Annotated in this window: 19 protein-coding genes; 1 reads left to right on the top strand and 18 read right to left on the bottom strand. The window is 52.6% G+C overall.

Annotated features, from left to right (window positions below; all coding sequences use genetic code 11):
- Positions 1–74 precede the first annotated feature (74 nt).
- The 9 genes from C3432_RS25690 to C3432_RS25660 all read right to left on the bottom strand — a co-directional run bounded on the left by C3432_RS25690 (position 75) and on the right by C3432_RS25660 (position 10895).
- Positions 75–1373 (bottom strand): secretion/conjugation apparatus DotM-related subunit, encoded by a 1299-nt coding sequence (locus C3432_RS25690; RefSeq protein ID WP_258041662.1) that lies wholly within the window; start codon positions 1371–1373, stop codon positions 75–77.
- 144 nt (positions 1374–1517) lie between these two features.
- On the bottom strand, positions 1518–1613 hold the full coding sequence (gene dqlB, locus C3432_RS28265) for a DinQ-like type I toxin DqlB (RefSeq protein ID WP_308457672.1): 96 nt from the start codon (positions 1611–1613) through the stop codon (positions 1518–1520).
- Positions 1614–2064: 451 nt separating this feature from the next.
- Entirely contained in the window at positions 2065–2160 is a 96-nt protein-coding gene (gene dqlB, locus C3432_RS28260) for a DinQ-like type I toxin DqlB (RefSeq protein ID WP_000247681.1), read from the bottom strand.
- 551 nt (positions 2161–2711) lie between these two features.
- Complete coding sequence (locus C3432_RS25685) at positions 2712–3275, bottom strand: hypothetical protein (RefSeq protein ID WP_103780238.1); 564 nt, start codon at positions 3273–3275, stop codon at positions 2712–2714.
- Complete coding sequence (locus C3432_RS25680) at positions 3272–5422, bottom strand: DotA/TraY family protein (RefSeq protein ID WP_103780236.1); 2151 nt, start codon at positions 5420–5422, stop codon at positions 3272–3274. Before C3432_RS25680 ends, C3432_RS25685 begins: the two co-directional genes overlap by 4 nt.
- A gap of 51 nt (positions 5423–5473) precedes the next feature.
- Positions 5474–5992, bottom strand: a complete 519-nt coding sequence (traX, locus tag C3432_RS25675) for a conjugal transfer protein TraX (protein WP_103780234.1) — start codon at positions 5990–5992, stop codon at positions 5474–5476.
- Positions 5989–7209 (bottom strand): conjugal transfer protein TraW, encoded by a 1221-nt coding sequence (gene traW / locus C3432_RS25670; RefSeq protein ID WP_103780232.1) that lies wholly within the window; start codon positions 7207–7209, stop codon positions 5989–5991. Before traW ends, traX begins: the two co-directional genes overlap by 4 nt.
- Positions 7210–7227: 18 nt before the next feature.
- Positions 7228–10290: a conjugal transfer protein gene (locus C3432_RS25665; protein ID WP_103780230.1), complete on the bottom strand. Its 3063-nt coding sequence runs from the start codon at positions 10288–10290 to the stop codon at positions 7228–7230.
- Entirely contained in the window at positions 10287–10895 is a 609-nt protein-coding gene (locus C3432_RS25660; RefSeq protein WP_103780228.1) for a hypothetical protein, read from the bottom strand. Before C3432_RS25660 ends, C3432_RS25665 begins: the two co-directional genes overlap by 4 nt.
- 323 nt (positions 10896–11218) lie before the next feature.
- On the opposite strand from C3432_RS25660, the gene C3432_RS25655 reads away from it, so the two are divergent.
- A complete protein-coding gene (locus C3432_RS25655; protein WP_181012980.1) occupies positions 11219–11803 on the top strand; it encodes a YkgJ family cysteine cluster protein in 585 nt (194 codons plus the stop codon).
- Positions 11804–11818: 15 nt separating this feature from the next.
- Here C3432_RS25655 and C3432_RS25650 read toward each other — a convergent pair whose 3' ends face one another.
- From C3432_RS25650 to C3432_RS25610, 9 genes are all read right to left on the bottom strand, one after another.
- Positions 11819–12085 (bottom strand): hypothetical protein, encoded by a 267-nt coding sequence (locus C3432_RS25650; protein ID WP_103780224.1) that lies wholly within the window; start codon positions 12083–12085, stop codon positions 11819–11821.
- A gap of 104 nt (positions 12086–12189) precedes the next feature.
- Complete coding sequence (locus tag C3432_RS25645) at positions 12190–12642, bottom strand: hypothetical protein (RefSeq protein ID WP_103780222.1); 453 nt, start codon at positions 12640–12642, stop codon at positions 12190–12192.
- 57 nt (positions 12643–12699) lie between these two features.
- Complete coding sequence (locus tag C3432_RS25640) at positions 12700–13098, bottom strand: DUF6750 family protein (protein ID WP_103780220.1); 399 nt, start codon at positions 13096–13098, stop codon at positions 12700–12702.
- 15 nt (positions 13099–13113) lie between these two features.
- A complete protein-coding gene (traQ, locus tag C3432_RS25635) occupies positions 13114–13644 on the bottom strand; it encodes a conjugal transfer protein TraQ (protein ID WP_000348307.1) in 531 nt (176 codons plus the stop codon).
- Between the two features lie 9 nt (positions 13645–13653).
- On the bottom strand, positions 13654–14409 hold the full coding sequence (traP, locus tag C3432_RS25630) for a conjugal transfer protein TraP (RefSeq protein ID WP_103780218.1): 756 nt from the start codon (positions 14407–14409) through the stop codon (positions 13654–13656).
- The gene (gene traO / locus C3432_RS25625) at positions 14406–15608 is read right to left on the bottom strand and encodes a conjugal transfer protein TraO (protein WP_103780216.1); all 1203 of its coding nucleotides are present in this window, start codon (positions 15606–15608) and stop codon (positions 14406–14408) included. Before traO ends, traP begins: the two co-directional genes overlap by 4 nt.
- Positions 15608–16576, bottom strand: a complete 969-nt coding sequence (locus tag C3432_RS25620; RefSeq protein WP_103780214.1) for a DotH/IcmK family type IV secretion protein — start codon at positions 16574–16576, stop codon at positions 15608–15610. The genes traO and C3432_RS25620 overlap by 1 nt, the downstream gene beginning before the upstream one ends.
- Complete coding sequence (locus C3432_RS25615) at positions 16573–17250, bottom strand: DotI/IcmL/TraM family protein (RefSeq protein ID WP_103780440.1); 678 nt, start codon at positions 17248–17250, stop codon at positions 16573–16575. The genes C3432_RS25620 and C3432_RS25615 overlap by 4 nt, the downstream gene beginning before the upstream one ends.
- Before the next feature lie 62 nt (positions 17251–17312).
- Positions 17313–17783: a hypothetical protein gene (locus C3432_RS25610; protein ID WP_103780212.1), complete on the bottom strand. Its 471-nt coding sequence runs from the start codon at positions 17781–17783 to the stop codon at positions 17313–17315.
- Positions 17784–17791: the final 8 nt, after the last annotated feature.

Here is a 17791-nt window from a genome sequence, read left to right as displayed (position 1 = left end):
TTAGACAGAGATAAATGAGGGGGTTATGAAAAAGAGCACAAACCTGTCAACAGCGCCTTTCATTCCTGTGCTCCTTATTTTTGCGGCCTGAAAAGGGGCTGAGAATTACGCTGGCTTTCCTGCGGGATAACTATTTCTGGCGTATGTCCGGCGGAGGACGTCACAGTGGGAGGGATATCTGCATTGTGCAGAAAAACCAGATCATCGAATGTTGTGTTGTCTTCTTCCTCTTCAATACGGGTCTTGCGTTCATGGTCGTCGATAACCATGCCGATATTACGCAGGTCGTCTTCCAGACCGCGCACAGCAAAAGCGGTCAGATTCTCAGGCGCAGGGATCACGACTTTGAGTTTTTTAGACAGCTGTGAAACCAGCGATTCCCATTGTGCCGCCGTCACCACACCGGCTCCCTCGACAAAACATTTACTGCGATCTGACGAGGACAGCACGTACCACAGTGTCCGGTCGAGGCCCTTCAGCCACCGAAAGAGACCTGCAGGCAGGCGCAGATCCTGCGCATGCAGCGCTGAAAGTGCCGTGCGTGTTGTGCTGTGCCGGCGTACCCAGGCTTTCGCCTGTGGCGTGGCCATCACCTGTTTGAATGCCTTCTCAGCGAGGCTTAATTGCGGATAACCGCGCTTATTGCCGTGTTCGCGCTGACGTTTCCCGCAGGAGCGGTTTAACGCATCCCGCAGTTCAAGTGCCGCAGGCCGATCGTCGCAAAATACCTGCAGGCCGATGATGGCCACCAGGGCGCGTTCATGCGCACTGAAGCTGGACTCGCTGAGCAAGGGGGGTCCCAGCTGGGCATCGAAGGCCTGTCTGGCCCGCTCATGGTCAAGGCGCTGTCCGATCACCAGTTTATGGTTGATGGCAAATTCATCCGGGGTCATGGCGCTGCGGTGTTCCGGCGGGTCCACATTCAGCAACTGTGTTTTCGGGTCACCGTACTGCAGGGCAGGGATAATGGTCGGGGAAAAGGTGGACATAATCTTCGGCAGTGTATGTATGTCAATTTTGCGGCGGGTGATACTTAGTGGATGGTTGCGTGTGGCCACCAGGCCGTACACCGTGACGGGAAGCATAAACACATACAGAATACCGGCAGTCTGGTTCATGACCTCCAGGAATTCCCCCAGACTCAGGTCTTCCACTCTGTTGCTTGCCCAGGCCAGCAGGTTAATTTTCCCGGCAACGTAAGTGTGTATCGATGCAAAGTCCGCCAGATACCACAGGTAATACAGCATGGCGCAACACGCGTAGTAAAAAATCGAATGAAATATGACGATGGCTATCAGTATCAGGGCCAGCGCCATCAACATCATTGCCCCCTGGTCATTGTTGGGGGACGGGACGGGTTGATAGGCAGACATGACAAAGTCTCCGGTTAAGGATAGTGAAGTTGAAGTCGGGATGTGGTTCAGTAGAACGCGATGGTCCGTGTATTGAAGAAGGGGAGATTTGTTAAAGGGCGGGAAGCGGTTATCTCCCCGCCCTTAGCTACGTTTCCGCTGTCATCAGTCCAAGAACTGGCGGATCAGTTCGAGAATGGCAATCAGCGCGTTTGCAAGCGCCGCTACCGCTCTCAGAACGATGATTAACAGGTTAACCATCCGTTTCTCCATAAAATGGAGTGAGAACCATGCTGCTTACTCATACACTGCCTGTCGCAGCATTTGCTCATTTGTTAGATAAAGTTTGCCTCACTCCGGCCAGAGCACTAAAACCGCCACCACGCGTAATTTCAGCCAGGACTTAATGTTCATGCCGAGATTAAAGCCAGATAGGCAAACATTAGCGCTAACGCATTGATTGTACCTTAGTACTCGTTTTTGACATAGTGTGATAGCAGGGATAGAATACTTATGTTAGATAAAGTTTGCCTCATTTCGGTCAGAGCCACCAACTCAGCACCGGAGCAGTAAAAAAGCCGACCTCACCAGTCGGTTTTTTTACGTCTGGGTTTTGGTTTGGGCTAAAAAGAGAGCCTGTCATACCGAATTAGGATTTATTAAAGGGCGGGAAGCGGTTGTCTCCCCGCCCTTAGCTACGTTTCCGCGTTCATCAGTCGATGAAATTGCGGATCAGTTCCAGAACAGCAATCAGCGCGTTAGCTAGCGCCGCTACTGCTCTCAGAACGATGATTAACAGGTTAACCATCCGTTTCTCCATTTAATGGAGCGAGTTGCCATAGCTTACTCATACACTGCCTGTCACTATGGTTTCTCAATGTTGGTTGTTGAGAGTCTCACTCCTGCCAGAGCACTGAACGCAGCACCACCTGTTGCTCAGCCAGGGCTTGAATTCGTCCATGCCGCCAGAGCGGAAAGCAGGAATGAGAAACCTACATAGCCAACGGCGAGCAGTATAACCAGAACAGCTGGCTTTTGACATAATCGTGAGTCTGCTTTACTATGATTGTGTTGGTTGTTGAGAGTCTCTCTCCGGCCAGAGTTACCAACTCAGTGCTGGAACAGTAAAAAAGCCGACCTCACCAGTCGGTTTTTTTACGTCTGGATTTTGAGGTATAGTGCTGGCGTTGGATGTAGAGAACCTCATTCCGGCCAGAGTCACCAACTCAGTACCGGAGCAGTAGAAAAGCCGACTTCACCAGTCGGTTTTTTTACGTCTGAAGTCTGTCGATTAGCACCAGGAAGAAAAAAGAGCACCTGGATAGGTGCCCTTGTTGTGGTGGGATGGTATAGCTTTACTCAGGCTGCCTGGAGCTTATCTTTGACAAAACTATCAAAATCTATATTGGATTCTTTTGTGGGTCGATACTGTGCTGACAGCAAGACATCAAGTCGATGGCAATATTCCATACTTTCTTTCTCACTTGAGAGATATGCCTTAAAAAATGGAAAAGTAAGGTCGTTGAACTTGAATGTTATTTCATTTCCTTTACATTCGTAACCCATAAATTTATCACAGGTGATACCTTTAAATATTTTTCCGGGCAATGATATCATCAATATGTTTCCTGTTCTCGTATCGATACCCACATAGAGACCCATATCCCATCTGTTTATCTCGAACTCGTTTTCGGGGCAGAAGTTCTCATTGTTAAATTTACCGAAAATATTTTCATTTCTCTTTCTTCTCAAGGAAAGAGTAAGTCGGAGTCCTGCCAGTAACAAAACACCAGTCACTGCGAAAAAAAGTTGCCATAGACCAAAGCCGGGACTAATGAATAGTAATAGAGAAAAACCAATACAAAAAAAACCTGCAAATCCAATTAAGATTCTTGAAAAATCCCTAATGAAAAGAAATTTCATTTTATACCATCCTCACCATTACTTGGTGCTTGTAATTTACTATTAAATTTTACACCCGGAGAACGCTGAAGTCCATGAGAAAAGCCAGCAAATATACTTTTTGCTGATTCCGCCATGCCACCTAAAATGCTTGCTGCTTCTCGCCCACCTAACCATGATATAACATAGTCTGGCATGGTGACTTGTAAAGCAAACACACGAGTTACAGTTGTTGTACAGGTTCGGGCATATACCATCAACAAACCAACTATTGACGCAAGGCCGGTTATTGAGCTTGCCTGAACATTTGCAATTACAGGACCAAACAACATATTCAGTAATGTTCCAATAGCTACGATAACTAGGCTGGCAAAAGCAAAACCTAAAACCATTAACATGGGTCGTATTTGGGCATCAATAAGGAATATATAACCATAAGCTGATCTACTTCCCTTATCTTCCTCTGCACCGATATGTGTTGCAGCCCATAAAGAACCTCCCGTCGCTCCAACCAGTACGCTTACAATCCAGTTAGCTGCTGCTGATAACCAAAAAATAAAAGGGATTAAAGGGAGGTATATTGAAAGACTAAATCCAATAGCAAATAACATGAATAAGATGAAGTATATAAGAGGGCTTACAGCATCTAGAATCGCTGCAAATCCCTCGGTCGCATTCCCTGATAAAGCGGCGATAACTTTCCCCCAAAAACCTTGTGTTGATACTTGAGCCGCTACTTTAGCTGCAGTGAAAAGGCCAAAACTTATTTCTGCTCCTCCTAACGTGTAATCTCCTATTGCTTTCATTTTTAATAATGGATTCATCTGATTACTGTTAACTTGGTTATTACCTATATCATAGGTAGCTACTGCATTAGTAAATTGTTGCATTGGGGAGCCAAAAATTCCGACAAATATCGCGCTTGTATCCACGGAATCTGCCGCTTCTTGCGTTTTTTTCGCAGTTTGAGTTCCTAAAGGTGGTGTATATGGTGAGTTCTGAAGCTGTGCCTGATAAGCCGTCATGACGTTATTTAACGTATCGCTGACGCCAATATCGCCCATAGATGACTGACCGCTGACCACTGGTTTGAGTGCTACCGCATCGTTGACTTTCTGGTTAGCTGTCGCGAATGTCTGATACCACGCCCCCAGAGAGAGCCAGCCACTTCGCTTGAGTTCTGTTGTCATTGCGGTGGCCAGCTCATCGCCGTTCCCCTGTGCGTTGACGACTGCATTGATCGAGTCTTCATAGGTCCGGGCGGCCTGTTGAATAGCCGTTTCCGCATCCGGAAGGGTGCCACTCCCGTTCTTCTGTTTGTTCTGCAGGGCAGAAACAAACGCCGAGGCATTCTGACTCAGCGTATTCTGCATCTGGTTCATGGCATTACGCTGCGCTGATTCGATGGCATCCGTGTTTACATCCGGCGCAAACAGCCATCCGGTCAGGCTGTTCTTGCTTGATGCCGGCAGTCGCGCAGACCCGCAACTGGCGCTCCCGTTCGTGATTTCAAAGCCATCCGTTGTTTTTTTGATGGCCATCAGGGGCGTATCACTCTTCCCGTACTGGCTGTACATACCGCTGAGTTCCGCGTTCGTGGCGTACATGCACAGATTCATCCCATAGATGGCGCGCGCAGAACTGACGGTCTGTGGCGCCACCGGCTGCATCACCAGTGAGTAACCCTGTTTCATCAGGTCCGCAATTTTGTCGGTCATCAGGTTGGCGCTGCCGATACCCATCACGGACACCGCCCACAGAAAGACCAGCTGGGCGAGCGACCAGCCGGAGGCGGTCGGCACCAGGAACAGGAATCCCGCGACGGTGGTCACCACTGCCATTGGCGTGGCTCCGCTGCCAAACACTTTCCCCGTATGTCCGGCTTTGGTGATGTGTTTGAGGCTTATAAGCAGAAACCAGATGACCGCGAGGGCAAAGACAATTCCGTTAAAGATGAAGAACAGCTGGCCGACCATTGTCGCATTGGTGGATAACGGGTTAGTGACAACGTCACCGAAAATCATCACCAGAAGCTGACGTGACAGGTCAGTTGAGCGTTTGGCTGCCATTTCAATGCTGTCAAAACTCACTGTGGTATCAGCGAATGCAGATGACGCCCACAGCAAATTAACCAGAATACTGGCATAGAGGATTCGTAACCATTTCATAAATTTACCCCGGCCTGAATGACCGTTGATGCAGGATGGATGAGAGTGGCGTTAACGCCAGGGGAGCAGAGTCATGCGTATCCAGTGGGTTTCACGGCGAAAATCAGTGAATGTGCCTTTTTCCTCCACGCTGACCCGGTGCTCGCGTAACTGCCACAACCGCCAGGTGCAGATGATCGCCTGCAACAGCGGAATGCTCCCGAGTCCCAGCAGAACGACTATCATGACACCTACGCGAATGAGCAGGGGCGCGACGTATATTCCGCTGGCCAGAACCGCCAGAAGCAGGCCGGCTGCCAGCAGGATGGGGATGCCAGCCATTGCCAGATACTGCCGCTTACGTCGCAGCTGGCGGTGCGCGATATTGTCCGTGTCCATACCGCTTGCCGCTACCGCTTCCTCCCACGTTAATCCGGGCTGCCGGCGACGTCGTTCCATCAGCTTTTTGGCCACCCGCATACGCTGCAGCTGTTTAGCAAAGGACGGAATGATTTTGTTTTTGGTATACCGCATGTCGGAAAGCGGGAGGAAGATATTGGCCAGCCAGTAAAGCCCGGTTTTCATTTTCATCTGGCGTTCCCCGCTTTCACCTGCTCCATTTTGGCAGCCAGCTGCGGCCGGTAATGCTCCGTGGCCAGCAGGGCAAGCACCTGCCCGGTGAGAATATTGTTCTTTTCCAGCTCACGCTTTGAGGCCAGCGCCAGCCAGTTCCCCAGGTTCTGCACGCGGATTTTTTCCCGGATGAGGTTGTCACCTTCCATCTGCTGCAGGTCAGATAAGTAGGCAGTGTTTGCATAGCGCCTGCCCACCTCAAACGACTCAAACTCCCGCTGGGATAACTCTCCGGATGAGCGTGCCTGCTCTGATGCAGTGTCGTCGAAATAGCTTTGTGCTGACGGCACCTTGAGCGCATCTTTCAGGGCATCCCTTGTGGCCTTGTTGGGGGTACTGGCTGCAATCATGGCCATCTGTGGCTCCCGGGCCGCATCCATGAGGCCCTCGTACTGTGTCATCATGCCGGCATACTGTTTGCCCGAAGCGGTTTTAACTTCACCTTTCCCCAGCTGGCGACCCGCTGCGGGCGCTGTGGTATTGAGGGTGTAAGCGACGGCGGCATCAATCTGCGTCTGCGTGAACGTCAGGTCAGGCGTTTTGCCCGGTTTACCGGCCCCGTCGAGCAGGGAGGCCAGTTGCTTGTCACCGCCCGGATACTGCGATACAGATGGGCACAGGTCGGTACCGCCATACGCGGCATAATCGGTTTCATCACACCACTGCCCGTGGATGGCGGCACTCTGGTACTGAACCTGCTCCGGCGCCGGGGTGGCGTCGGTCAGTGCGCGCTTGATGGTTTTGTTACTGACGCCACCGCCTCTGGAATAGCTGCTCTGCGTGGCGCGCGCCTGGCTGCTGACCCGCGCAGCCGAGCCTGATGTTGACTCTGTGCAGATGGTTTCGGGCACGGCAAAACTGCGGCGCGACTGCTCCAGCCGTTCAGACTGACGCGCAAAACTGTCCTGTGTGGCCCTGGACTGTTCTGCCTGCTCAATTGAGGATGAAATCTTGTTGGCGCTGGCATTGATGGCCGCCCCCACCTGATGCTGTGTGGTGGCAATTTCTGTCAGTGTGCCGTTGGCCGTACTGAGCTGAGGGACAATCTGCGTTGTCACCGGGATACTGCTGTTGACGTTGACCGTCAGGGCCAGTGCCGGTGAGGTCATAAGCAATGAAATAAGGGACACCGTAAAGACAGCGGGCCGGGAACACCGGCGAATATAGTTATCCATGTTTAGCTCTCTGTGAATTTACCCTTGCAGGTAGCCGTATTCGTTGAGGAGTTGATCGGCCAGGCGGTTTACCGTGCTGGTTCCATCATCGTTACCCGCTTTTGCTTTCATATAATCGATTTGCGCCACGGCGCTGCCGTGCGGGAATTTTGACGCCAGCAGCTCGCGGGCAGTACGCGACCCGAGACTGGCTGTGAGCCGATTTCTCAGGGCACGGTTTTGCGGCGTGGAGTTCAGCGCCCACAGTTCCCGTGGCCCCACGGCATGCTTCAGTAATTGTGCCACGTTGCCGCGTGAGGTTTTGAATATTCCCAGGAAGGTGGTACCTGAACCATCGGGGGCAGCACCAGGTGGTGTCATCAACAGACGCCGGAGGGTTATCTCCGGGATCTGACAGGACTTACTGAGCAGCTCGAAATCTTTTTCACGGACGCGCATCAGATAGATGGAGTTGGCACTTTCAAGCAGGTCAGGGGGATAGTCGTCCACATACTGCGAGGCAAAGACTGTACGTATGCCGAACTTACGCTGCTCACGGTCTTCGGTCTGCAACGCATCCCATAATGCCGGCACCCCTTTGATGTTGTGCATCTCATCGATAAAGATCAGCTTGGTTTCCTGATCAAGCTGCTCAATACGTTTCCTGTGCAGAGGGATGTAACGCGGGTCCAGGCTGGCGTAGAGTTCATCCTGAATCTGCGGGAGGTAAAAATCATTCCCGCCGCCAATCTGGCGCGCAAACTGGTACATGATGCCGGTCTTCAGTTTGCCTTCCGGGGTGGTTTTTCCTGCGACGTTGTTAACATCGATAATCACGATCCGCGTTTCCGGACTGAACACAAGCCGTGTCCTGCCTGACAGTACCGGATAATCGGTCAGTGCTTTGGCCAGACAACGGGAAACATACTGCAGTAACGATTCCTGGGTCCCTGGCCGTGTCACCCCCTCGAATGCGTCCGCCAGTTCCTTGCGGTTGAGCTCATTTTGCAGGTCGTTAATCAGCGGGACTGCCTGTCCCTGGGCTCGTGAGGCTTCAGAGACATAGCCTTTGTCAATAAGCATGTCGCGGACTTCATACCATGTGGCAGACGCCCACCATTCCGGAGAATGGTCATGCAGTATGCCGCTTTCCTCCAGGGCACGATCCACTTCAGGAACCAGCCCGACACCATAGCGTGAGGGGTTAATTTCGCCTTTTTCTTTGAATGCACTGTCGACGATCCTCCCCAGAATATCGGCACAGCTGGTCGGGTCCGGGGGCAGACCTGTCGCAGGATCTGCACACAGGCTTTTGAGCAGAGTGAGAATATAATCCCGTTCGGTACTCAACGGGGCTTTAAGTCCCAACTGAATATCCATCGGGTTACGACAGTGCTCTGCCGTATTTTTCAGCACGATACTGACGATTTTGTGTTTGGCATCGTCCGGCAGCGCGTCATAGACGATGTCGTGGAATCCCTGCGCGGTATACCCTTTATCGATGAGCAACATAAAGGGCAGGTCGGTATTGGTGTTGGTCAGGAAAGAGATATGACTGCTGTTACAGAGAACTGATTTACCTGAACCGGGAGGCCCCATCACCAGTTCCGTGTGTTTCTCCTGCAGGGCACTGGCCAGCCTGATGACAAACGGTTTTCGGCCGGGGGTCAGGTAAATCACATTTCCTTCCGACCAGGGGCTGCACGGCTGCTGCAGGGGAAGCAAACGCAGGGCATCAGTCAGCGGGGAGAACATCAGATTCGGGCCGCTGTAGCTGGAGGCGGCCGGCAGCGTTGACACCCATGCCCGGACCGGATCGCCGAAAGTGCCGGTGACATTACAGATACCCCAGCCCTGAAGTGATTTTTTCAGTAACGTGAGGTTACGTTTCATGGTTTTTTTGTCCCGGTGCCATGTGCTCGCAGTGACGCTCAGGCTGACTACCGGATCTTTCTTGTCGCGCTTCAGTAACCACTGCACCGATTCATACTGCTGGCGTAGCGCCGGAATGATGGCCAGAAAGGTCAGCAGGAAATTTTTGTATCCCAGCTGCGAGGCCCCGCCCGGCATCAGGTCAAAACGTACGCGCCACGGGATCTGCCGGGGGACGTTGGCAAACAGCTCCGGGAATGTCTGAGGACGCTGCGGAAACAACGTCATGGCCAGCTGGCCGTGGCAAAAATCGTCCACCTCCACGAAAGGTCCGTCGGTGTCGATTTGCGTGTCGCAATACTGATAGTTGAGATGCGGTGCCAGACAGGCGCTGATATCTTTCCCGTCCCCCCGCAGGCGGCCGTGAGGCATCACCCTGTCGCCGGGAAGAAGCGGTTGCCAGGACGGCGACGTGCTGCTTTTTTCAATCTCGTCGCGGATCACGCGTCCCGTTTCATGCGCATCCATCAGACGCACAGAGACACCATTGTTCCCGGCGTTCATGTCAAAGATGAGCTTATCCATAAACGCGTCATGGCGAAGCTTCAGGCCTTCAAATTCGGCATAAAGTGGGTTTTGTGATAAACGGGATTCCGGGAGTTCACCGACAGCATTCTGACGGCGGATCTCGCTTTTCAGTTCATCTGCGGGCAGGGCGCCAATGGCGGTGTAAATAACGAGAAAAACCCGCTCTCTCGCCAGCCAGGGCGTCATTTTTTCGATACGCTCCAGAGCCAGATCATCCATGTCGAGATGAAGCTGCTTCCATCCACGACGCACTGGCTTCATCAGTTCTGTCATTTCCTCCTGGCCGCGATCGGGGTCGTGCTCAAAGACAATGCTGAGTTTATGGCCCAGTTCTTTAAAATCGCCGGTGAGCTTGTCGGCCAGATTCGTGTAGAAGAACTGAAAGGTGCCGGACTTCGGTGGCAGTCCTTCAGCAACCTCTTCGAAACTGAACTCACGAAATGCCCCTTTAATTTCCAGGCAACTGACATAGTCATTATTTTTGGTGACCTGAATATACGGGGCGTCCATCGACGGATGGCGGATTTTGTCATCGGCGGTTAAGCCAATGACCGTGCGCAAATCGCAGTAGTCTGCGAAGTTTTCTCCCAGCGTGTAGCGTGAAAGCCACGCAAATGCGTCTTCAATTTTATCGATGATCATGCGCCACCCTGCGTGCGGTAATGTTGGTACATCATTGGCCACCAGTCCGTTGTGGACTCCAGTGGGGTTAACTCTGTGGGGTCAGGCAGACGGGCCGGGTTGAGTACCGGTGCGATATGACGCCATGCCACCCGGGTTTCATGACGTTGCGAGGGGGCTGTCCGGTGCAGCGCCTGCGCAAACGCGTCCGGATGTGACGTGTCGAAACGCTTTTCGGCGAGTGCGTTATGTTCGGTGAGCCAGTCCAGTAACTGGCGGGCATCTGCCCGTGTGGCCGCATCGTCACAATGGAGAGCAATGTGGATAGTGCGTTGCAAATGACTGATATCCACTGATGAAATGCCGGGAAGCAACGCCATCACCGCATTATCGGCATTGAGCGTGTTGAGTTCCCGCCATGCGCGGCAGAAGGGATCGACGACCGTCAGGTTGCTGTCATCGCGATTGAGTGGATTTCCGTCACGGTGTATCGCTGTATTGTGGCCGGAAGGATAACCACAGTATTCGCATTCGCAGCCGAGTGACTGAGCATGGGCGTTACGCTCTGCGCTGTCTGTTTCCGGGGTTTCACCGGCAATGGTCTGTTTGAGGTCTAATTCAGGCATCACAACATCTCCTGGACGAAGGACCATAAAAAAGCGAATGTCCCTGGTGAGGGCGCTCTGATAGATAAAACGGAGCCGGCTTTGAATGAGGTAATTCGCAAGGAAGGGCGTAATATTCGCATTCACACCCGAGTGACTGCACACAGGCGTTCCGCTCTGCGTTAGCTGTTTCTGGGGTGTTATCGGCAATGGTATGTTTGAGGTCTGACTCAGGCATGAAGACACCTTATGCGGGAAGGCCGCAATATAACGTAAATAGTAAATGAGGTCTGTGTTACCCTGTAGATATATATTGTTATACGATGTTCAAAAAAGGAGTTGGAATGAAAGTGTGTAATGATGATGCTGAAATAAAAAAGCGTCTTAAAAATTATAATCCAAAGCGTGCTGGCCGACGATTGCCGGTAAATGGAGAATTTAAACCTGAAAAATTGAAATCATATTTAATTAAAGGGCTAACAGAGAGTGACCTTTTGGTGCGTACCTATAACTTGTTAAAAGCGGCAGATGAAATTGGCGATGAGATGAATGTTAGTAAATTTTCTGTTTGTCAAAATGGCTGTGCATATTGCTGTAAAATCCCAGTGGATGTAACATTGATGGAAGCAGAGTTAATTTCTTATGAAGCTGGTAAAGTTATTAATGATTACAATGCCATCAAAAGGGTAAGCTATAAGAATTCTTACTGTCCTTTTCTTGATGTAGATAATGCAAGGTGTACAATCTATTCTGTAAGGCCTCTTGCCTGTAGATGTTTCTATTCTTTAGATCACTATAAGTATTGCAAGAATGTTGAAGTGGACCATCTTATTACGACAGTGAATTCAAATTCAAAGTGGGAACAAATACAGAATCTTCTTTTAACTCTGAGTAATAAAAGGGTCGCAGATATAAGAGAGTGGTTTTGAAAAGTGTTGTTTGATTTACAACTTGCTGCATTCATTGACTCTTTGCTCAATAATGAAAAAGATGGATTCAGCAAGTTCATAGTGGCCAGTGTCTGATAAGAGTTCTGATAGCGTTGTTTTTTTTACAGCTTCTTTCAGTTCATCAATTAACTGTTCCTTTGTGTAACCTTCTTTCATCTGGTTACTCAATAAGTTATTTTCAGTTAAGAGCCAGATTAGTTTTAAAGTATAGATATATTCACTAAGTATTTCAGTTTTTAGAATGATACCTTCTGTTATCATAAATACACCTTTATTAAACAGGGGTGTTGATTGCTCCACAGGGAGTATTGTTTAATTATGCTCTTTAAAATCTTTGTTGCTGTAGTGTACACTGTTACTCCCGGTTAATTATATCGGGATGATTCACTCATCAGGGTTTTAAGTTCTCGATATTTATCCAGTCGCCTTTGATATTCAGATGAAATGTTGTCCAGACATTTTTTTCGGTCTTCTTTTTTGAGGTTGCATTCATGGATAAATTTACTGATTTTAAAATACATCTCAGTTTTGAATGTGTTATCACTGGCATGAGTAAGTTCCTCACTCCAGCATGTCATTTGCTCCGTCGTCCACGGGCCTCTGATGTCTTTCACTACAATTGTATTACCTCCACATTTCTTGTATATCAATTCCACAAGCGATGCTTGCGGATCTTTCGACAGATTGTAAAATTTAGTTTGTTCTCCCGCCTGATACCCTGCGATTATTCCGGCAATAAAGATGAGTATAAATTGAAAGGTAGTGTTTCCTGTTGCTTTATTTATCCATAAAGACGTTTTTCTTAAGAAGTTAATCATTATTATACCTTTGGGACGCCAGTGAAACTCCCCGGCAGAACCGGGGATCACGCGTTATCAGAATCCGACCGGGTTTAAACCCAGCTGTTTCTGACCACGGCTGGCGATTTGACTCAGTGCCAGTAAAAACAGGCCAACCCCAAACATAACGGCAATCTCCCACGGTTTGATATTGGGGTTATTCTTTTTCCAGCGCATCATCAGCAATGCCAGAATAATAAATATCAGACCAATTACCGGCGCGGCATCCAGGAGCGGCTCCTTGATATCGGTGAAAAAGCTAAGTCCGCTTTTTACCATACCGCCGAGGTCATCACCCGCGGCATGTGCAGGCTGACTGGCCAGCGCGCTCAATACCAGTCCACTCAGCCACAGCGATGTACGACGGCGCACCTGCCAGACGCGCAGGGAGAGTTCTACTGCAGTCCGCAGTATCATATTTTTCAGGATTTCCATAATATTCCTTAGTTGTTACCAGTGAATGTTGATTGTGTTTTGTAGGGCGCTGAGCACCGAAGGATTGCAGACAAGAAGCACACCGCAGATAAAGCGTTTAATACCTGAAGAGATGTCATCCCCGCGAGTTAAGCCGGTGTGGCCATCTTTCTGGGAGCGTCGCAGGCGTAACAGTCCGTTGAGCGCAAATATCCACCCGATCGACTGCAGGGCCGTCAGACCGGCATTCACCGCCACGGCGGCCGGGCCATAACGGGCTTCGGGAACGTAAGAGATGGCATCGAAGGTGACGGCCCCGAGTGCAAACTGGTTTGAACCGGCATTCACGACGCTTTCGAGGCTGATAATGCAGCAGGTCAGCAGCAGAACAGCCAGAAAGGTACCACCGGAGTCCGTCCGCTGACCCCGGCGCGTCCGGCCTGCCTGCCCGGACAGATACAAAATAATGAGGGCAATGCCCCCCACGCCGGCGATGGCCAGAACCAGTTGCGTTGTGATGGCTGACAGGTTGTTGGTCGCATTCGCCAGCATCTGGACAAAGTCCATATCGGCTCCTTAACGGATGACCCCCGATGACGTCACCACTTCCCGTTTACTCTCATCGATGCGTAACACCGTCGCCCCCGCAAATCGGTCTCCGGGCCGCAGCGCCCAGCTGCTTCCCTGCCAGGTCACCCAGGCCAGCCCCGGATAGAGGCTGTTCACCTTTGCTCCGTTACCGGACCAGGCCCGGGAGGACGATGTTCGCGAGGATTTCGGGGCAGGGGAGACTGTGGTGGCTACCGTGGCCTGTCTGACCGCTGCCGGAGGGGCCTGACGTTGTTGCTTCAGTTCAGCGACCTGTCGCTCCAGATTATCCAGACGCCGGGCAACGGCGGTCAGCCCTTCCCGGGTTTTCTCGCTGTAGACCTGCTGTGAGTTCAGTGCCCGGGACACTTCCCCGGCGAGAGAATCCGTCTCTGAATGCGGCGCTGCCGCTGGCGGGATGTCTTCGGTCACCGGCACATCCGGCTGTTGCGCCGGTAAGGATTCATCCCGGACGGGCGAATCCACCGTCACCGGCGCGGGCGTACTTACCGGCTCCATTGCCGTGAACTGTGGCTGGGCGGTCGGGGGGGTACTGCTGCCGGACATTTTCCAGGTCAGCCCGAGAACGGCAAAAACCGCCAGCGCGGCGATCTGGACTTTAGGCTGATCCCATAACGGGCGCTTTGCAGGCCTGGCAGAGGGCGTTATGGGTTCATCGGCCTGTAACGCCTCGTCATCCAGGGGAACGGGGGCGTCGAGCTCAGGGTCAAAGTGTGGTTTCATTTCGCATTTTCTCCTGCGGGCGTGGGGGTGCAGTCTTTGTCAGTGACGGGTTTCATAAACAGAATGGAGACCACCTGACGGCGGTCAACGTTGGCCTGTGTGACCGGCAGCCGGGACGCATCCTGCGTCATCACCTGCGCGGTCTGTTGCCCGATACCGCCCGCGATGACGCCGGCGACGGCTTTGCTGTCCGGGGAGCCGGTTCGTCCTGTGACGGTCCCGCTGTTGGTGGTCAGGATCTGCGTGTTGCTGTCCTCGTACAGCTGGCCCACTTTGCCCAGGCCGTTGGCGAGTGCGGGCAAAATGATGCGGGTGACATACCGGTGATTGACGCTGCTGGCGATGGATGAACGCTGGGTTTCATCATCCTGCGCATACGCATCGATGGTGCAGGTCATGCCGTTGAACGCGAGCGTTTTGAAATTCACAATGACGCCATCGCCGGCAAGCTGGACATTGGGTGCCGCCAGCGTGGCGCCTGCCAGCTTACCGGCCGGGATGATGGCCAGCACTTTTGACTCCGGGTTATCAGAATCAATGGCGGTGTCGATCGTGCCCGGATAGCGGCTTAATCCCGGTATGTTGATGCGTGAGGTTGTGCCCGACGTTGATCCGCCTGCAGTGGTCTGTGCCGCCGGTTGGGGAGGGGGTGATGCCAGACCCGGTACGCTCTGAGCCCACTGGCTGAAAGGCGAGGCTCCGTCCTGTCCCTCACTGCCAAAGGCGGAGGCCAGCTGCATGTCGCTGGTCTGCCAGCGCGCATTCAGCTGCGTGAGCAGATTAGTGATCTGCTGTTTTTGCTCATCATTCAGCCCGCCCTGTTGTCCTGTATCCTGGGGAGAAGTTCCGTTACGCGTATCCAGGGCTACCGGCGTGGCCTGAACGCGGGGAACAACGGGCACGTCGTCATGCTGAGAACTTTCGCTGAGCGAGGCCACGAAACTGTTGCCATCGTTTTCAGCCTCCTGTGCGCCCTGCTGGTTGGCCAGCCTGAGTAATTCACGGTACTGCTGGCTCTCCTGCGCGGAGACCGGCGCATTGTTGGCCACGCGATTCAGGTTGTACTGCGATTCGGGGATGGCGGACTGCTGCAGCCATCCCCAGCCCAGATACCCTACGGCGGCAACAATGATGATGGCGACGCTAATCAGCGCCAGCGTTTTTCTGCCGTCACTGGCCGCATCCTGTTCTATCGACATTATTGCAACTCCAGAGTCAGTGGGACGTTATGTCCCAGCACCGAGAAGGTGACATAAGGCGTCACCGGCATTTTCCAGACGTGTGTACCGTCAGCAGACGAGAGTGTGCTGTCGAACGCATCGCGTAAGTCAGCGCGGGAACGCAGATAAATATCATCGCCAAGCTGCCAGGCCTGGACATCCGGAACACCGCCCTGTGTTTTGATACGCTGTGCTTCTTTCGGGGGAACACCGTCCAGAAATGCCTGCAGGGTATTGTCATACAGCCCGACTTTCTGCCGGGGCGCAGAGGCGGGAAGGGCGGCAGGACCCCGCTGCGGGATACGTAAATCGACCCGACTGTCCGTGGGCTGCGATGCCTCCGGATTACCGGGTTCACCGCTGGTCATACTGACGACGACGGGCACTGCCAGGCCTTTCAGGTACACCGTCACGCTGCCTGTGTCGTAGGCCCGGCGGGCCTGAATGGACATCGAGGGCGTGTCGGGCAGGTAGTTCACCTGGAAGCCCGCAGGATTACCGTTCACTGGCGGGGCCGCTATCGGCCACGGCGCGCCGGTCTGGTCGGTGAAATTCACCACGCCGGGGAAGTTAGGTAAAACCTGTACCATCGGCAGGGATGATCCGGGTTCGAGCTTCACCGTGAGAGAGCGTATCCGTGGCGCGGCGGTGACCGGTGCGGTTCCCGAGCTGCGCTGAACGCCATCCAGTCCGGAACGGAGCTGTTTTATCGCCTCCGGAGACAGGGGGGCCGTCACATTCTCCGCATACTGCAGGGCTGCATCCGGCGGTACCGGAGCCGGTGAAGTGACTGCCGGCTGAGCCACTGTCACAGGTGCAGGCGGCAGCGCCGTGGTGGGGGTGGTGGATAATGACTGTGCCGGTTGCCATTGTGGTTGTGGCGTCTCCGCCGCCATCACGGCGGTGCAACTGACCAGTGCGGTGATGAATATCAGTGTCTTTTTCATTGCTCTGCGGCCTCCCGGGTAATCACCTGTATGACTTCCAGCCCGTCTTTTTTGAGTCGGGGATCGGCGCGGGTAACAAGCATGATGAGAGTGAAGTTTTGGGGTGGCAGTGATGATGTTTGTCCGGTGAGCCGGAAGGTGACGGGGTATTGCAATCGCCAGGCATAAGCGCCGTTATCGAGCACGCCTTTGCTGTTCACCACACCGGTGGAGGTCAGTGACGACAGGTTCATTTTTTTATCCCGGATATTGGGCAGTATGTTTGAATTGACCAGCGCGTTGTAATAGCTGGTAAAACCTTCTGTGGAAAAACCATCCCGACGGGCATTGATTTGTTCACGGTAGTGAACAAAATCGAGTGTGAAGTCTTCCCGGATATGCCTGGCGCCGTAGTCGATGATGTCCGCGTCGCTGTAAACGGGGTCGTTGATGGTGGGTATCGGAATGATGCGACCGTTGTCACTGGCAATAACGCTTTGTGGCGGATTGGCGGCTTTCCAGGCGAACAGAATGGTGCTGCACACCAGGAGGACAATCGCAACGGACTGCCATACGTTGGTCTGCAGGCTTTTACGTGTAAAACTCACATTCAGCTGGGCATGCTGATGCTGTGCCATTGCATTTTCGTATGGGCTTTCATCCGTCGCCGGAGGGGGGACAGGTTTCTTCTTCATAAAAATATCCATAGGTTGCCGCCCGGCCGGAGAGCCGGACGGGCAACAGAGAGCAGGAGAAATTACAGCGAGAAGGGGTAAGCGGAGCTGGCTGACGGGGTGCCGGAAGAGGGAGCCGGTGAAGTCAGCCGGGGGACCGCACTTGTTGTACTCCGGGTTCCGACAGGAACGTCGGTCGTCGGAATGTAACCTCCGCCCAGGTCACCCCACGGATCGATATTCCCGGGTAACAGGGAGGAGACTTTATCCCGGGCAGCAGAACAGATTTTGTCCTTTATCTGGTCAAATATCTGGCTGAAGTCCGGGAATGTCGGCACCGTAATGCTGGTACTGATGTCCCCGAGACATTGCTGAAATCCGTTACTGGCCTGCTTTTCCCGCTGTGACCATGACTCTGCGGCTTTCCGGTTCTGCTCATAACCGGCCTGTGCGCCGGCAAGCGCAGCCGTGGCAGCGACACAGCTGGCTGCATTTGCTGCAGGGCCTGACATCGAGGCGTACAACAACAGAAATGTGAGCGATATCTTTTTCATGTGTTCTG

The sequence above is a fragment of the Citrobacter amalonaticus genome, assembly GCF_002918555.1.
Classification (GTDB): Bacteria; Pseudomonadota; Gammaproteobacteria; order Enterobacterales; family Enterobacteriaceae; genus Citrobacter_C; species Citrobacter_C amalonaticus_A.
This window is presented reverse-complemented; position numbering and strand designations above follow the sequence as displayed.

What these genes read in the sequence shown, in the direction of transcription:
- C3432_RS25690 (WP_258041662.1), bottom strand. Translation starts at nt 1,373, where the DNA reads ATGTCTGCCTATCAACCCGTCCCGTCCCCCAACAATGACCAGGGGGCA.
- dqlB (WP_308457672.1), bottom strand. Translation starts at nt 1,613, where the DNA reads ATGGTTAACCTGTTAATCATCGTTCTGAGAGCGGTAGCGGCGCTTGCA.
- dqlB (WP_000247681.1), bottom strand. Translation starts at nt 2,160, where the DNA reads ATGGTTAACCTGTTAATCATCGTTCTGAGAGCAGTAGCGGCGCTAGCT.
- C3432_RS25685 (WP_103780238.1), bottom strand. Translation starts at nt 3,275, where the DNA reads ATGAAATTTCTTTTCATTAGGGATTTTTCAAGAATCTTAATTGGATTT.
- C3432_RS25680 (WP_103780236.1), bottom strand. Translation starts at nt 5,422, where the DNA reads ATGAAATGGTTACGAATCCTCTATGCCAGTATTCTGGTTAATTTGCTG.
- traX (WP_103780234.1), bottom strand. Translation starts at nt 5,992, where the DNA reads ATGAAAATGAAAACCGGGCTTTACTGGCTGGCCAATATCTTCCTCCCG.
- traW (WP_103780232.1), bottom strand. Translation starts at nt 7,209, where the DNA reads ATGGATAACTATATTCGCCGGTGTTCCCGGCCCGCTGTCTTTACGGTG.
- C3432_RS25665 (WP_103780230.1), bottom strand. Translation starts at nt 10,290, where the DNA reads ATGATCATCGATAAAATTGAAGACGCATTTGCGTGGCTTTCACGCTAC.
- C3432_RS25660 (WP_103780228.1), bottom strand. Translation starts at nt 10,895, where the DNA reads ATGCCTGAATTAGACCTCAAACAGACCATTGCCGGTGAAACCCCGGAA.
- C3432_RS25655 (WP_181012980.1), top strand. Translation starts at nt 11,219, where the DNA reads ATGAAAGTGTGTAATGATGATGCTGAAATAAAAAAGCGTCTTAAAAAT.
- C3432_RS25650 (WP_103780224.1), bottom strand. Translation starts at nt 12,085, where the DNA reads ATGATAACAGAAGGTATCATTCTAAAAACTGAAATACTTAGTGAATAT.
- C3432_RS25645 (WP_103780222.1), bottom strand. Translation starts at nt 12,642, where the DNA reads ATGATTAACTTCTTAAGAAAAACGTCTTTATGGATAAATAAAGCAACA.
- C3432_RS25640 (WP_103780220.1), bottom strand. Translation starts at nt 13,098, where the DNA reads ATGGAAATCCTGAAAAATATGATACTGCGGACTGCAGTAGAACTCTCC.
- traQ (WP_000348307.1), bottom strand. Translation starts at nt 13,644, where the DNA reads ATGGACTTTGTCCAGATGCTGGCGAATGCGACCAACAACCTGTCAGCC.
- traP (WP_103780218.1), bottom strand. Translation starts at nt 14,409, where the DNA reads ATGAAACCACACTTTGACCCTGAGCTCGACGCCCCCGTTCCCCTGGAT.
- traO (WP_103780216.1), bottom strand. Translation starts at nt 15,608, where the DNA reads ATGTCGATAGAACAGGATGCGGCCAGTGACGGCAGAAAAACGCTGGCG.
- C3432_RS25620 (WP_103780214.1), bottom strand. Translation starts at nt 16,576, where the DNA reads ATGAAAAAGACACTGATATTCATCACCGCACTGGTCAGTTGCACCGCC.
- C3432_RS25615 (WP_103780440.1), bottom strand. Translation starts at nt 17,250, where the DNA reads ATGAAGAAGAAACCTGTCCCCCCTCCGGCGACGGATGAAAGCCCATAC.
- C3432_RS25610 (WP_103780212.1), bottom strand. Translation starts at nt 17,783, where the DNA reads ATGAAAAAGATATCGCTCACATTTCTGTTGTTGTACGCCTCGATGTCA.